General features: G+C 66.1%; 14 protein-coding genes. 8 read left to right on the forward strand and 6 right to left on the reverse strand.

Features of this window, described 5'->3' with window-relative positions; translation table 11 throughout:
• Positions 1-119: 119 nt before the first annotated feature.
• From AC2CQI_RS09605 to AC2CQI_RS09620, 4 genes are all read right to left on the reverse strand, one after another.
• Positions 120-893, reverse strand: a complete 774-nt coding sequence (locus AC2CQI_RS09605; RefSeq protein ID WP_484580008.1) for an ABC transporter ATP-binding protein — start codon at positions 891-893, stop codon at positions 120-122.
• A 176-nt stretch (positions 894-1,069) separates the two neighbouring features.
• Positions 1,070-2,455: an efflux transporter outer membrane subunit gene (locus AC2CQI_RS09610; RefSeq protein ID WP_484580009.1), complete on the reverse strand. Its 1,386-nt coding sequence runs from the start codon at positions 2,453-2,455 to the stop codon at positions 1,070-1,072.
• 9 nt (positions 2,456-2,464) lie between these two features.
• The gene (locus tag AC2CQI_RS09615) at positions 2,465-5,545 is read right to left on the reverse strand and encodes a MexW/MexI family multidrug efflux RND transporter permease subunit (RefSeq protein WP_484580010.1); all 3,081 of its coding nucleotides are present in this window, start codon (positions 5,543-5,545) and stop codon (positions 2,465-2,467) included.
• Positions 5,542-6,624 carry an efflux RND transporter periplasmic adaptor subunit gene (locus AC2CQI_RS09620; RefSeq protein ID WP_484580011.1) on the reverse strand — a complete coding sequence of 361 codons (1,083 nt, stop codon included), beginning with the start codon at positions 6,622-6,624 and terminating at the stop codon, positions 5,542-5,544. The genes AC2CQI_RS09615 and AC2CQI_RS09620 overlap by 4 nt, the downstream gene beginning before the upstream one ends.
• 91 nt (positions 6,625-6,715) lie before the next feature.
• Between AC2CQI_RS09620 and soxR the strand changes: the two genes are divergently transcribed.
• The 8 genes from soxR to AC2CQI_RS09660 all read left to right on the forward strand — a co-directional run bounded on the left by soxR (position 6,716) and on the right by AC2CQI_RS09660 (position 12,280).
• Complete coding sequence (gene soxR / locus AC2CQI_RS09625; protein ID WP_075804016.1) at positions 6,716-7,189, forward strand: redox-sensitive transcriptional activator SoxR; 474 nt, start codon at positions 6,716-6,718, stop codon at positions 7,187-7,189.
• Positions 7,190-7,375: 186 nt separating this feature from the next.
• The gene (locus AC2CQI_RS09630; RefSeq protein ID WP_075804015.1) at positions 7,376-8,746 is read left to right on the forward strand and encodes a nucleobase:cation symporter-2 family protein; all 1,371 of its coding nucleotides are present in this window, start codon (positions 7,376-7,378) and stop codon (positions 8,744-8,746) included.
• Positions 8,747-8,830: 84 nt separating this feature from the next.
• Positions 8,831-9,223 carry a sulfurtransferase complex subunit TusD gene (gene tusD, locus AC2CQI_RS09635; RefSeq protein ID WP_484580012.1) on the forward strand — a complete coding sequence of 131 codons (393 nt, stop codon included), beginning with the start codon at positions 8,831-8,833 and terminating at the stop codon, positions 9,221-9,223.
• Between the two features lies 1 nt (position 9,224).
• Complete coding sequence (gene tusC, locus AC2CQI_RS09640) at positions 9,225-9,584, forward strand: sulfurtransferase complex subunit TusC (RefSeq protein ID WP_484580013.1); 360 nt, start codon at positions 9,225-9,227, stop codon at positions 9,582-9,584.
• Positions 9,584-9,874, forward strand: a complete 291-nt coding sequence (gene tusB / locus AC2CQI_RS09645) for a sulfurtransferase complex subunit TusB (RefSeq protein WP_075804012.1) — start codon at positions 9,584-9,586, stop codon at positions 9,872-9,874. Before tusC ends, tusB begins: the two co-directional genes overlap by 1 nt.
• Positions 9,871-10,206 (forward strand): TusE/DsrC/DsvC family sulfur relay protein, encoded by a 336-nt coding sequence (locus AC2CQI_RS09650; protein ID WP_075804011.1) that lies wholly within the window; start codon positions 9,871-9,873, stop codon positions 10,204-10,206. The genes tusB and AC2CQI_RS09650 overlap by 4 nt, the downstream gene beginning before the upstream one ends.
• Positions 10,203-11,198 (forward strand): glycosyl transferase family protein, encoded by a 996-nt coding sequence (locus tag AC2CQI_RS09655; RefSeq protein ID WP_484580014.1) that lies wholly within the window; start codon positions 10,203-10,205, stop codon positions 11,196-11,198. Before AC2CQI_RS09650 ends, AC2CQI_RS09655 begins: the two co-directional genes overlap by 4 nt.
• 113 nt (positions 11,199-11,311) lie before the next feature.
• Entirely contained in the window at positions 11,312-12,280 is a 969-nt protein-coding gene (locus tag AC2CQI_RS09660) for a glutathione S-transferase family protein (RefSeq protein WP_075804009.1), read from the forward strand.
• Positions 12,281-12,416: 136 nt separating this feature from the next.
• On the opposite strand, the gene cysG is transcribed toward AC2CQI_RS09660, so the two are convergent.
• Together cysG and serS are read right to left on the reverse strand one after the other, a co-directional pair.
• A complete protein-coding gene (cysG, locus tag AC2CQI_RS09665; protein WP_484580015.1) occupies positions 12,417-13,805 on the reverse strand; it encodes a siroheme synthase CysG in 1,389 nt (462 codons plus the stop codon).
• Positions 13,806-15,086 carry a serine--tRNA ligase gene (gene serS / locus AC2CQI_RS09670; RefSeq protein ID WP_075804007.1) on the reverse strand — a complete coding sequence of 427 codons (1,281 nt, stop codon included), beginning with the start codon at positions 15,084-15,086 and terminating at the stop codon, positions 13,806-13,808.
• Between the last annotated feature and the right edge of the window lie 27 nt (positions 15,087-15,113).

The following is a 15,113-nucleotide window of genomic DNA, read 5'->3' on the forward strand; positions in this document are numbered from 1 at the left end:
AGCACGCAACGTCGGTCGATCTCCGCGTCCAGGTCCTTGCCTTAGCAGGCACAGACCGACCGCCAGCGCCTTGAAGCCCGATCGAACTCCTGTCATTGCGTAAAGCGCCCCTTAGTGAATCAACCGTGCCAACACCGGTACCAGCCATCCTGTTCGGTCAGGCGCAGGTCGGTCTGGTACAGGGCGGACAGGCGTTCGCTGGTCAGCACCTCGGCCTTGGGCCCGTCGGCGACGATGCGGCCCTTGTCCAGCAGCACCACCCGCTCGATCTCCGGGATGATCTCATCGATATGGTGGGTGGTGATGATCATCGCGTGCTCGGCGCCGCAGAAGCGGCGCATCAGCTTGAGCATGCCCAGGCTCGCGCCCATGTCGAGGCCGTTGGCCGGCTCGTCGAGGATCAGCGCGCTGGGCTGGTGGACCAGGGCGCGGGCCAGCAGCAGGCGACGGCGCTGACCGGTGGACAGGCGCTGGAACATGGTCTGCTCATGCCCGGACATCTCCACCACGGCCAGCAGTTCGCGGGCCTTGTCCAGTTGCTCCTCGCTCGGTTGCAGATGGCCATGAGCGCCGATGGAACCGAAGAAGCCGGAAACCACCACGTCCAGGGCCTTGGTGTAGGGGGTGTAGTCGTCCTGCAGGTCCTGGGAGACGAAACCGATACGGCTGCGCAAGGCCCACAGGTTGACGGTATCGCTGCCGAACAGGCGCAGATGGCTGCCCTCGCGCTCCACCGGGTACAGCTCGCGGGTGATCAGTTTGAGCAGGGTGCTCTTGCCGGCGCCGTTGGGGCCAAGGATGGCGACCTTCTCGCCTTCGCCGATATGCAGGGAGAAACCTTCCAGAACTCGCGTCTGCTGCTGGAAGGCCGTGACATTGTGGATATCAATCATCGGGGGGCTCTTGGCTGCCTTGTGTAACAGGAGTTTGCCAGAGGCTTCGGGTGGGCAGCATGCTTTTTATTGCTCTTTCGGGCCTCATCGCTGGCAAGCCAGCTCCCACAGGGATCGGCAGCGCCACGGACACTGTGGGAGCTGGCTTGCCAGCGATGAGGCCCGAGAGAACAACATCACCCCCGCCAGGCCAACGCCTTGTACAACCCCACCGCATTCAGATAAGAAGCCGTCTCCGCCCCCGCAATCTCCTGGCGCATGCGCAACAGCTCGCGCTGACTCTCCAGCACCGCCTGATAGCTGCCGCCCCCGGCGTCATAACGCCGGCTGGCAATGTCGAACGCCGCCTCGCCATGCACCGCCGACTTCACCAGCCCCTGCAAATGCCGCTGCTGCTCGGTCAGTTCCACCACGGCGCCCTCCACTTCTTCCACCGCCACCAGCAGCACTTGCTCGAAGCGCGCGCCCTCGCCCGCCGAACGCGCCTGCGCCGCCCGCAGGCGAGCCCGCACACTGCCCAGGTCGAGCGCCGGCCAGGTCAGGCCGGGGGCCAGTTCGAAGGCCCGCGAGGCGCTGCCGAGATCGCCGTCGCGCAAGGCGAAGAAGCCGATAAAGCCCCCGAGGTTCAAGCGCGGATAGAGATCCGCCGTCGCCGCTCCCACATCCTCGACCCGCGCGGCCAGCAAACGCTCGGCGCGCACGACATCCGGGCGATTGCGGATCAGCCGGTCGACATCACCCAGTGGCAGTTGCCGCGCCAACGGCAGCGGTGGCGCCGCTCCCAACTCAAGCGCAAGACTGCCAGGACGCTGTCCGCACAACACCTCCAGCCGATACAGGCTGCGCTGCATCGCACTGCTCAAGGGTGCAATCGATGCCTCGGCCCGCAACAGGTTGCTCCGCGCACTTTCCCGGTCCTCGGGCAGGCCGCTGCCGACCGCCAGTTGCGCCTCGACCATGCGCACCGTCTCGCCCCAACTGCGTACTTCGTCATTGGCCAGGGCCAGTTGCCGACGTTGCCCCTGAGCCTCGAACCAGGCCCGCGCCACCTCGGCGGCGATGCTCAACTGCATCTGCTCCAGATCCGCCCGGGACGCCTCGACCCGCGCCTGCGCGGCACGGCTGAGATGATCGAGGCGGCCGAACAGGTCCAGTTCCCATTGCAGGTCCAGGCCCGCCCGCCACGACTCGGCCAGGCTGCGCTGCGGTGCCGCACCGTCCACCGCGCGCTGTTCAAGGCTGCGCTGGTAACCGGCCTCGCTGGTCACCTGCGGATAGCGCTTGCGGTCCTGCTCGTCGAACCCGGCGCGGGCCAGCAGCAGGTTGGCGTGGGCCTGGCGCACATCGTTGTTCTGCACCAGGGCCCGCTCGATCAGGCGCGACAGCTGCGGGTCTTCGAAAAAGCCCCACCAGTTCGCCTGCGACTGCGCCCCGGCCGCGGCGAATCCCCCGGCCTGCGGACTGACCAGCGCGATCGGCGGCACATCCGGCTGCCGATACTCCGGCCCGACGCTGCAAGCCCCCAGGAACAACGCCCCGCCCAACACGACAAATGACTTCATGGACATTCCTCAACTCCCCAGCACGCGCTGGGCATCCGCCAGCTGTTGCTTGCGTGCACCTTCGACCCGGTGATCCCGGGCCAGCCATGCATAAAGGGTCGGCAGCACGAACAGGGTGAACAGCGTGCCCACCAGCATGCCGCAGACGATCACCACGCCCAGGCCGAAACGGCTGTTGGCCCCGGCGCCACTGGCGAACAACAACGGCACCACGCCAAAGGTCATCGCCGCCGTGGTCATCAGCACCGGGCGCAGGCGGACCTGCGCGGCGCGGATGATCGCCTCGCCACGGCCCAGGTTGTCGCGCACCTGGATTTCGTTGGCGAACTCCACCATCAGGATCCCGTGCTTGCTGATCAGGCCGATCAGGGTCACCAGACCGATCTGCGTGTAGATGTTCAAAGTCGCCCAGCCCAGGGCCAGCGGCAGCAAGGCACCGCAGATCGACAGCGGCACGGTGACCAGGATGATCAGCGGGTCCACCAGGCTTTCGTACTGGGCGGCGAGCACCAGGTAGATCACCACCAGCGCGGCGAGGAACGCCCACATCAGCGCCAGCCCTTCCTGCACGTACTGCCGCGACTCCGATTGCCAGTCATGGCTGAAGCCCGGCGGCAGCTCGCTGGCCAGTTGTTCAAGGAAGGCCACGGCTTGACCTTGGGACACCCCGGGCGCCGGTATCGCCTGCAAGGTGCTGGCGTTCTGCTGGTCTAATTGCAGCAGGCGGTTCGGCGCCACGCTCATGTCCATCTGCACCACGGTGGACAGCGGCAGCAATTGCCCGTCATCCGCCCGCACGTACTGGCGGGCCAGGGCCTGCGGGGTCAGGCGCTGGTCCTGGATGCTCTGCGGAATCACATCGTAGGAGCGGCCATACAAAGCGAAGCGGTTGACGTACTGCTCGCCCACCAGCACCGCCAGCGAATCGCCGATGGCCTGCATGCCGATGCCGAGGCTGGCGGCCTTGGCCCGGTCGATGCTCAGCCGGACCAGCGGGTTGTTGTAGTCGAGGTCGCTGTCCACCACGACGAACAGGCCGCTTTCCCGGGCGCGTTGCTTGAGCCCTTCCATGGTCTGGTACAGCAGCGGGTAATCCTGGGCGCTGCGCAGCACCATTTGCACCGGCAGGCCACCGCTGGAGCCCGGTAGCGAAGCCACCTGGAAGGCGAAGATGCTACTGCCCTCGACCTCACCCACCGCCTGCTGCAACTCGGCCTGGACCTGCGCCGCCGAGCGCTGGCGCTCGCCCCAGGCACTCAGGTTGATGCCGCCGAAACTGTTGGCCGGGCCGTCGGTGCCGTTGATGATCCAGGTATCGGTGGTTTCCGGAATGGCCTTCATCACCCGATCCAGCCTGGCGTTGAAACGCTCGGCGTATTCCAGGCTGGCGTATTGCGGTGCCTTGATCGCCGCCAGTACCGCCGCCTGGTCCTCCGGCGGCGCCAGTTCGCGCTGCGCCTGCAGGTACAGCCAGGGCAGGCTCAGGCAGACCAGCACGGCGATGCCGCCACTGATCCAGCGCCGCGCCAGCGACTGCCCCAGCAACCGGCCATAACCCCCGGCCAGGCCACCGAAAACCTTCTCCGCCAGCCGGGCCATCGGGCCCTCCTGCTGACCCGGCTTGAGCAACAACGAGCTCATCACCGGCGACAGGGTCAGGGCGACGATCCCGGAGATGATCACTGCACCGGCCAGCGTCAGGGCGAACTCACGAAACAGCGTGCCGGTCAGCCCGCCCATCAAGCCGATGGGCGCGTACACCGCCGCCAGGGTCAGGGTCATGGCCACCACCGGCCCGGCGATCTCCCGGGCCCCGGCCAGCGCCGCAGCCACCGGGGTCTGCCCTTCTTCTATATGGCGATGGACGTTCTCCACCACGACGATGGCATCGTCCACCACCAGGCCGATGGCCAGGACCATCGCCAGCAGGGTGAGCAGGTTGAGGCTGAAGCCGAAGAACAGCATCAATGCCGCAGCACCGAGCATCGACAGGGGGATCGCCAGCACCGGGATCGCCACGCTGCGCAGCGATCCCAGGCACAGCCAGATCACCGCGACGACGATCAGCATCGCTTCGAGCAGGGTGTGCAGCACTTCCCTGATCGAAGCGTCGATAAAGCGCGCGGTCTCGTAGGCCAATGCCACCTTCACCCCCGGCGGCAGGGTCTGCTGGATCTGCGGCAGCAACTTGCGGATGCCGTCGACGATCACCAGCGGGTTGCCCGACGGCGTGGGGAACAGCCCCAGATGCACCGCCGGCTTGCCGTCCATGGTGGCGCTGGTCTGGGTCATGGCCGCGCTCAGCTCGACGCTGCCGATATCCCGCAGGCGTACCAGGTCGTTGCCATCGTTGCGCACGACCATGTCACGAAAGGCCTCGACGCTGGTCAGGTCGGTATCGACGCGAATATCCGCCAGCACGTATTGCCCGCGCACCTGGCCCGGGGTGGCCTGGTAGTTGTTGCGGCGCACCGCCTCGGCCACGTCGCTGGCAGTCACCCCGCGCCCGGCCATGCGTTCGCTGTCCAGCCACAGGCGCATGGCCAGGTTCTGGCCGCCGAAGGTCTGCACCTTGACCACGCCGTCGATCCCCGAGAACTGTGGCTCGACCACCCGCGACAGGTAATCGCTCAGTTCGGGGATGGACAGGGTTTCGCTGGAAAACCCAACGTAGGCCACGGCGGTGGAGTCCCCGGCCGACAGCTCGACCACCGGGTCGTAGGCTTTTTCCGGCAGGCGATAGCGCACCTGGTTGACCTTGGCCATGGCCTGGGTCAGGGCCTGGGTCGGATCGCGGTTGAGGGTCATGCGCAGGGTGATGGTGCTGCGGCCCTGCATCGACGAGGACGCCAGGTAGTCGATGCCCTCCACCGAGGACACCGCCTGGGTGATCGGCTGGGTGACGAAGCCCTGCATCAGCTCGGCAGACGCCCCGGGGTACTCGGTAGTGATGGTGATGGTCGAGCTTTCCAGCAGCGGGTACTGGCGGATCGGCAACTTGCCGAGGGCGAACAGGCCCATCAGGGTGATCAGCGCGCTGACCACAAGGGCCAGCACCGGACGACGGACGAACAGGTCGGTGAATCTCACGACCGGCCTCCTTCATCCAGGCTGTTCTCGGCCACAGGCTCCACGGTCATGCCGTCGCTCAGTTTGAGCTGGCCGGACACCACCGCCTGGTCGCCTTCGGCGAGGCCGGAGGTGATTTCCACCCGGCCCTGCCAGCGCTCGCCGGTGGTCACGCCGACCCGGGCGACCCGCAGGCCGTCCTTGTCCTGCCGGGCGACGAACACCGTCTGGCCGTAGGCGGTATAGGTGACGGCGGTTTCCGGCAAGGACAACACGCTGGTCGGCTGTTGCGCGTCCAGTCGCACCCGGGCGTACATGCCGGGTTGCAGTTGGCTGTCCGCGTTGACCAGGGTGGCCTGGACCTGGACCAGGCGCGACGAACTGATCATCGGGTCGATGGCGCTGATCCGCGCCGGGAAGGTCCGGTCCGCCAGGGCATCGATGCCCAGTTGCACGGTCTGTCCGGGACTCAGTTCGGCGACCGCCTGTTCGTTCAGGGAGAAATTCACCCGTAGCCGATTCGAATCGACCAGGTTGGCAACCGCGTCGCCGGCATTCAGGTACTGGCCCTGGTGCACCCGGCGAATCCCCAGCTTGCCGGCGAACGGCGCAACGATGGCTTTCTGCGCGATCCGTGCTTCAACCTGTTGCAGCTCGCCCCGGGCCATGTCGGCGGCGGCGCTGGCGTTGTCCAGTTGCTCCTGGGTGGTGACACTGGAGGCGCGCAGCTTGCGCGTCCTCTCCAGCAATGATTCGGCATTGCGCAGTTGTGCCCGCAGGCGCAGGCGTTCGGCCTGTTCCGGAGCATCGTTGAGCTGGACCAGCAATTGCCCGGCCTTGACCGTCTGCCCCGACTCGAAGGCAATACGCGTCACCCGCCCGGCGCTTTCAGCGGCCAGCCGCACCTGATCGACCGCCTCCAGCTCGCCCACTGCGAAGCGCTGCCGTGGCGCCGGCATCGACGTGACCCTGGCCAGCGCCACCTTGGTCGCCGGCCATGCGCCGCTGGCCTGTGCCGGCGGCGTCCGCTGCATCCCCACTACCAGCGCCAGCGCACCCAGCGCCAGCGCCCCTCCCCCCAACAGCAGCCTCTTGCCCATGCTCCGCCCCGCTGATCGATGATGATTCCTGCGCTTGCAGGAACGACGGGGCCGGACTATAAAACCTCAACTTTACTTGAGGTCAACAGGCATGGCGGGGAAAAAAGCGGTGGACGGGATGCGCCTGCTCAGCGTCGGCGAAGTGGCGCGGCGCGCCGGGGTACCGGTGTCGACCCTGCATTTCTACGAGGCCAAGGGGCTGATCGAAAGTACCCGCAATGCCGGTAACCAGCGGCGTTTTCCGGCACTGGTACTGCGTACGATTGCGGTGATCAAGGTGGCCCAGCGCACCGGGATTCCGCTGGAGGAGATCAAGAACGCGTTCGGCCGCTACCCGCCGAACAGCAAGCTGACGGCGGCGCAATGGGGGGAGATGTCCACGGCCTGGCGCGAGGATCTGAATGCGCGGATCCGGACCCTGGAGGCACTGCGGGACAGTCTGGACAACTGCATTGGTTGTGGGTGCCTGTCGCTGGAGGATTGTCCGCTGCGCAACCCGGAGGACAGGCTGGGGCTGGAGGGGCCGGGGCCGCGGGTGCTGGAGGCGGCTTGTCGGGGCAGTTGATTGTTGTGGTGTTCTCCCGGGCCTCATCGCTGGCAAGCCAGCTCCCACAGGTTCGGCGGCGCATGCGATCCCTGTGGGAGCTGGCTTGCCAGCGATGAGGCCCTGAAGAACACTGCAAAAACCGGACTACCGAAAACCCCAGGCGCCCCGTAGAATGCGCTCCTTTTTTTCCGGGGCATCCTCTCCATGAGCTCAATCGAACAAGGCCCGGCACAGGCCAATGAACTGGTCCTCGGCCTGGAAGACCGGCCGCGCCTGGTGATCGGCCTGCTGGCCGCGCTCCAGCACCTGCTGGCGATCATCGTGCCGATCGTGACCCCGGGCCTGCTGATCTGCCAGGCACTGGGCGTGTCCGCCCGCGATACCAACCTGATCGTGTCCATGTCCCTGGTGATCTCCGGCATCGCCACCTTCGTCCAGTGCCGACGCTTCGGGCCGTTCGGCGCCGGGCTGCTGATCGTCCAGGGCACCAGCTTCAACTTCGTCGGCCCGCTGATCGCCGGCGGCGCACTGATGGTCAAGCAAGGCACCCCGGTCGAAGCAGTGATGGCAGCGATCTTCGGCGTGGTCATCGCCGGTTCGTTCGTGGAGATGGGCATTTCGCGCATCCTGCCCTTCGTCAAGCGCTTGATTACCCCGCTGGTGACCGGCATCGTCGTGCTGATGATCGGCCTGACCCTGATCAAGGTCGGCCTGATCAGCATGGGCGGCGGCTTCGCCGCCATGGGCAACGGCACCTTCGCCAATGGCGAGAACCTGCTGCTGTCCGGCGTGGTGCTGGCGATCATCGTGGTGCTCAACCGCATTCCGGTGGTGTGGATGCGCAGTTGCGCCATAGTCATCGCCCTGGCCGTGGGCTATGCCCTGGCCGGCTACCTGGGCCGCCTGGACTTCACCGGCATGCATGAGGCGGCACTGTTCCAGGTGCCGGTGCCGCTGCACTTCGGTATCGGTTTCTCCTGGTCGCTGTTCATCCCGATGCTGGTGATCTACCTGGTCACTTCCCTGGAAGCCATCGGCGACGTCACCGCCACCAGCAAGGTCTCGCGCCAGCCGGTGGAAGGCCCGCTGTGGATGCAGCGGATCAAGGGCGGCGTGCTGGTCAACGGCGCCAACTCGCTGCTGGCCGGGGTGTTCAACACCTTCCCCAGCTCGATCTTCGCGCAGAACAACGGGGTGATTCAGCTGACCGGCATCGCCAGCCGCCATATCGGCGTGTGGATCGCCCTGATGCTGGTGCTGCTGGGCCTGTTCCCGGCGGTGGCCGGGGTAATCCAGGCCGTGCCAGAGCCGGTGCTGGGGGGTGCGGCCATGGTCATGTTCGGTGCCGTCGCCGCTTCGGGGATCAATATCCTCGCCAGCGTCAGCCTGGACCGCCGCGCCCTGCTGATCATCGCCGTGTCCCTGGCCCTCGGCCTCGGCGTGGCCCAGGTGCCGGAGTTCCTCGCCCATATGCCATCGGCCCTGCGCAATGTGCTGGAATCCGGCGTGGCCACCGGCGGTATCTGCGCCCTGGTGCTGAACTGGTTCCTGCCCGAGAGCAAGCGCGAGGCCTGATCCCGGCCCCGTAACAGACAAGCCCGCAGCCTGCTGCGGGCTTTTTGCTTTATCATGGCGGGTGTTTTTCCCACAGGGCCTGCCATGAAGTTCGCCATCGCGGTTTTTTCCCCCGGCCACGCGCCCTCCTCCCGTCGCGCCTTGCTGTTCGCCCAGGCGGCCCTGGCCGGCGGCCATGAGATCGTGCGCCTGTTCTTCTACCAGGACGGCGTGCACAGCGCCTCGGCCAACGTCGTCACGCCCCAGGACGAGAACGACGTGCCCGCGCAGTGGCGCGACTTCGTCACCACCCGGAACCTCGACGCCGTGGTGTGCATCGCCGCCGCCCTGCGCCGTGGCGTGCTGAACGACGAGGAAGCCAACCGCTATCAGCGCCCGGCGGCCAACCTGCCGGTGCCGTGGGAGCTGTCCGGCCTCGGCCAGTTGCATGAAGCGGCGCAAAGCGCGGACCGTCTGGTCTGCTTCGGAGGCGATTGAAATGGCCAAGTCCCTGCTGATCATCAGCCGCCAGGCGCCGTGGAGCGGCCCGTCCGCCCGCGAAGCCCTGGATATCGCCCTGGCCGGCGGCGCTTTCGACCTGCCCCTGGGCATGCTGTTTCTCGATGACGGCGTGTTCCAGCTCGCCGCCCACCAGCAACCGGCGCTGCTGCAACAGAAGAATCTCGCGGCCAATCTCCAGGCCCTGCCGATGTTCGGCATCGAGGAGCTGTTCGTCGCCGCCAGCAGCCTCGCCGAGCGCGGCCTCGCCGCCGACGGCCTGAGCCTGCCGGTGCAAGTGCTGGATGACGTCGGCCTCGCGGCCTTGATCGACCGTTTCGACCAGGTGGTAACCCTCTGATGAGCACCCTGCACGTCATTTCCCGTTCGCCGTTCGGCGACGACCGTCTTGCCAGTTGCCTGCGCCTGCTCGGCGCCCATGACGGCCTGCTGCTGTGTGGCGACGCCGTCTATGCGCTGAACCCCGGCAGCGCCACCGTCGCCGGCCTGAGCACCCTCGGCCCGCGCCTGTATGCGCTCGCCGAAGACCTGCAGGCCCGCGCCATCGCCGACAGCCCGGCCACGGCCATCGACTACCCGGCGTTCGTCGAACTGTCCCTGAACTACGACAAGGTCAACAGCTGGCTATGAGCACCCTGCACGTCAACGGCCAAGAGATCGCCCTCGACAAGGACGGCTACCTGGTGGACCTGGGCGACTGGTCCGAGGAGGTCGCCCAGGCCCTGGCCGAGCGCGAGTCCATCGCCCTGAACGCCGATCACTGGGAGGTGCTGGCACTGCTGCGCCAGTTCTACCAGGAGTTCGAGCTGTCTCCCGCGACCCGCCCGCTGATCAAGTACACCGCGCTCAAGCTGGGCCCTGAAAAGGGTAACAGCGCGCACCTCAACCGCCTGTTCAACGGCACTCCCGCCAAACTCGCCGCCAAGCTGGCGGGCCTGCCCAAGCCGACCAACTGCATATGACCGAGCCACGTCCTCTCGTTACCGAAACCCCGGCCGAGCACCCCTTCGCCGAATTCGTCCGCATCCTCGGCAAGGGCAAGCGCGGCGCCCGCGGCCTGACCCGCGAGGAAGCCCGCGACGCCATGGGCATGCTCCTCGATGGCAAGGTCGAGGAAACCCAACTGGGCGCCTTCCTCATGCTGCTGCGAAACAAGGAGGAAAGCCCGGAAGAGCTGGCCGGCTTCACCGAAGCCCTGCGCGCGCGCCTGGAGGCCCCGGCGATTGCCGTGGATATCGACTGGCCGAGCTATGCCGGGAAGAAGCGTCACCTGCCCTGGTACCTGCTGGCGGCTCGCTGCCTGGCGAACAATGGCGTGCGCATCCTGATGCACGGCGGCGGCGCGCATACCGCTGGGCGCCTGTATACCGAACAGGTGCTGGACCTGGTGGGCATCCCGCTGTGCCGCAACTGGGAGGAAGTCGAGACGGCGCTGGACCAGCACAACCTCGCCTTTTTCCCACTGCAGGACTGGGCCCCGCGCCTGCAACGGATGATCAACCTGCGCAACACCCTCGGCCTGCGCTCGCCGATCCACTCCCTCGCCCGCGTGCTCAATCCGCTGGGCGCCCGTTGCGGCCTGCAGAGCATCTTCCACCCCGGCTACCAGGCCGTGCACCGCGAGGCCAGCCGCTTGCTGGGTGACCGCGCCATCGTGGTCAAGGGTGATGGCGGCGAGATCGAGATCAACCCGGATGCCACCAGCCACCTCTACGGCACCGCCGACGGCGCGGACTGGGATGAAGAATGGCCACAGATGTCGGCGCAACGGCATGTGAAGCCGGCCAGCCTGGAGCCGGAACATTTGCTGAAGGTGTGGTCCGGCGAATCCAGTGACAGCTATGGCGAGATGGCCGTGGTCGCGACCATGGCCCTGGCCTTGCGCGGTCTCGGTCACGCCCAGGACGAAGACTTCGCCAAGGCCCGCGAATACTGGGCTGCACGTCTGGTCTGATCGCGACCCATCGAATCCTTCGATCAAACAGGCGGGATCTTTGCGCTATTCGTTCGAACTTGAGTCCGTAGAATGGGCTCCAACTTCTAACGAATTGCCAAGGACTCTTCACCATGGGCCTGTTGATCGACGGACGCTGGCATGACCAGTGGTATCAAAGCAGCAAGGACGGCGCCTTCGAGCGCGAAAACGCGCAGCGCCGCAACGACCTGCCGGCGGCCGAGGCCGGGCGCTATCACCTGTACGTGTCGCTGGCCTGTCCCTGGGCCCACCGCACCCTGATCTATCGCAAGCTCAAGGGCCTGGAAAACCTGATCGATGTGTCCGTGGTCAGTTGGCTGATGGGCGAACATGGCTGGACCTTCGACAAGGGCCTGGGCTCTACCGGGGACAAGCTCGACGGCTTCGACTACCTGCACCAGCGCTACACCCGCGACGACCCGCACTACACCGGGCGCGTCACCGTGCCGGTGCTGTGGGACAAGCAGGAGCAGCGCATCGTCAACAACGAGTCGTCGCAGATCATCCGTATCTTCAACACGGCGTTCGACGGCTTGACCGGGAATCGCCTGGATCTGTATCCGGAGCCGCTGCGGGCAAAGATCGATGCCTTGAATGACCGTATCTATCCGGCAGTGAACAATGGCGTCTACCGGGCGGGATTCGCGACGTCGCAAAAGGCGTATGAGGAGGCGTTCGATGCGTTGTTCGCCGAGCTGGATACCCTGGAGCAGCTACTGGATGGGCAACGTTATCTGGCGGGGGAATACCTGACCGAGGCGGATATCCGTCTGTTCACCACCATCGTGCGTTTCGATGCGGTGTACTACGGGCACTTCAAATGCAACCTGCGGCAGATCGCCGATTACCCGAACCTGAGCAACTGGCTGCGCGAGCTGTATCAATGGCCGGGGGTGGCGGAGACGGTGAACATGGAGCATATCCAGCATCACTATTACGCCAGCCACAAGACCATCAACCCGAACGGGATCGTGCCGAAAGGGCCGAAGCAGGACTTCGGGCAGGCGCATGATCGGGAACGGCTGGTTGGGCGGGGGATCTGGAAGAAAACCGGGGTCTGATGCGCCACCGCCCCCGTAGGAGCGTGGCTTGCCCGCGAAGGACCGCGCAGCGGTCCCAAAATTGTATTGTCGCCGCAATTTTGGGACCGCTGCGCGGTCCTTCGCGGGCAAGCCACGCTCCTACAAGGGATCTGCGCTAGACTTGGGCGCCTTCGAACCAGGCCAGCTTGTCCCGCAGTTGCACCACCTCACCCACGATCACCAATGTCGGCGCATGAACCTCATGCTCCGCCACCAGCTGCGGCAGGTCGGCCAGCGTGCCGGTGAACACCCGCTGGTTCTTGGTCGTACCCTGCTGGACCAGCGCCGCCGGGGTATCGGCAGCACGGCCATGGCGAATCAGCTCGGCACAGATGGTCGGCAACCCCACCAGTCCCATGTAGAACACCAGGGTCTGCGCAGGTGCCACCAGGTCATCCCACGGCAGGTTGCTGGTGCCATCCTTCAGGTGGCCAGTAACGAAGCGCACCGACTGCGCGTAATCGCGGTGGGTCAGCGGAATCCCGGCATAGGCGGAGCAACCACTGGCTGCAGTGATACCCGGCACCACCTGGAAAGGAATGCCCTGCTCCGCCAGTTCCTCGATCTCTTCCCCGCCCCGTCCGAAGATGAACGGATCACCGCCCTTCAAACGCAACACCCGCTTGCCCTGACGCGCCAGGTCCACCAACAGCTGGTTGATCTGCTCCTGGGGCACCGAGTGATCGGAGCGCCGCTTGCCGACATAGATACGCTCGGCATCACGCCGGCACATCTCGATGATGGCCGGGGCCACCAGACGGTCGTAGAGCACCACGTCGGCCTGCTGCATCAGGCGTAGCGCGCGGAAGGTCAGCAGGTCCGGATCACCCGGGCCTGCCCCCACCAGATACACCTCGCCCGCCGTCTGCTCGGGCTTGCCCTCGACCTTGGCCTGCAACAGGCGTTCGGCTTCGGCGCCCTGCCCGGCCAGCTGGCGTTCAGCGATCGGGCCCTGGAACACTTCCTCCCAGAAGCCACGACGCTGGTTGACGTCCGGATACAACTGCTTGACCCGGTCACGGAACCGCGCAGCCAGTCCGGCCAGTTCGCCATAGGCGGCCGGAATCCAGGTTTCCAGGCGGGCACGGATCAACCGCGCCAGCACCGGGGCGTCGCCGCCACTGGAGACCGCGACCACCAAAGGCGAGCGGTCGACGATGGCCGGGAAGATCACCGAACACAGTGCCGGCGCATCCACCACATTGACCGGCACGCAGCGCTTGCGCGCCTCGGCCGAGACCCGGGCATTGAGCGCCGGGTCGTCGGTAGCGGCGATGATCAGTTGGCAACCGTCAAGATCCGCTTCCTGATAGCCACGCTCCAAGAGCTGGCCGCCACTGTGCCGAGCCAGCGCGGCCAGTTGCCCTTCGATCTCGGGCGCGACCACGCGCAGTTGCGCCCCGGCATCGGCGAGCAGGCGCGATTTGCGCAAGGCAATCTCGCCGCCGCCCACCACCAGGACCTGGCTGCCGCGCAAATTGTGAAACAGCGGCAGGAATTCCATTTAGCCGATGACCTCGATGCCGCCCATGTACGGCTTGAGGACTTCCGGCACACGGATGGTGCCGTCGGCCTGCTGGTAGTTTTCCAGCACCGCGACCAGGGTCCGGCCTACCGCCAGGCCCGAGCCGTTGAGGGTGTGGACCAGCTCCGGCTTGCCGGTTTCCGGGTTGCGCCAGCGCGCCTGCATGCGGCGGGCCTGGAAGTCGCCGCAGTTGGAGCACGAGGAAATCTCGCGGTATTTGTCCTGGCTCGGTACCCAGACTTCCAGGTCGTAGGTCTTCACGGCGCTGAAGCCCATGTCGCCGGTGCACAGCGCCAGAACGCGGTACGGCAGCTCCAGGGCCTGCAGCACGCGCTCGGCGTTGGCGGTCAGGCTTTCCAGGGCTTCCATGGATTTCGACGGTTCGACCACCTGGACCATCTCGACCTTGTCGAACTGGTGCTGGCGGATCATGCCGCGGGTGTCGCGGCCCGAGGCACCGGCTTCGCTGCGGAAGCACGGGGTGTGGGCGACGAACTTGATCGGCAGGTCCTTGGCGTCGACGATCTCGTTGGAAACGATGTTGGTCAGCGACACTTCGGCGGTCGGGATCAGGTAGAAGTCGGCTTCGCCTTCGCGGGTAATCTTGAACAGGTCTTCCTCGAACTTCGGCAACTGGCCGGTGCCTTGCAGCGCCGGGGCCTGGACCAGGTACGGGGTGTAGGCCTCTTCGTAGCCATGCTCGTTGATATGCAGGTTGATCATGAACTGCGCCAGGGCGCGGTGCAGGCGGGCGATCGGGCCGCGCAGCAGGGCAAAGCGCGCGCCGGAGAGCTTGGCCGCAGTCTCGAAGTCCAGCCAGCCGTTGCGCTCGCCGAGGGCGACGTGGTCCTGGATCTGGAAGTCGAACTGGCGCGGGGTGCCCCAGCTGCGCACTTCGACGTTGCCGTCTTCGTCTTCACCGACCGGTACGCTGGCGTCCGGCAGGTTGGGGATGGTCAGGAGGATCTGGTCCAGCTCGGACTGGATCTGGTCCAGCTCGACCTTGCCGGCCGCCAGCTCACCGGCCATGCGCTCGACGTCAGCCATCAGCGGGGCGATGTCCTCGCCCTTGGCCTTGGCCTGGCCGATGGACTTGGAGCGTGCGTTGCGCTCGGCCTGCAGCTGTTCGGTACGGGTCTGCACCGTCTTGCGGCGTTCTTCCAGGGATTCGATGCGCGCGACATCCAGGCTGAAGCCACGGGAGGCCAGGCGGTCCGCCACTTCCTGAAGTTGGCCGCGTAACAGTTTGGAATCGAGCATATCGTTCTCTCGTTATGTGTGGTGTTG

This window comes from Pseudomonas sp. P2S-1 (genome assembly GCF_057197725.1).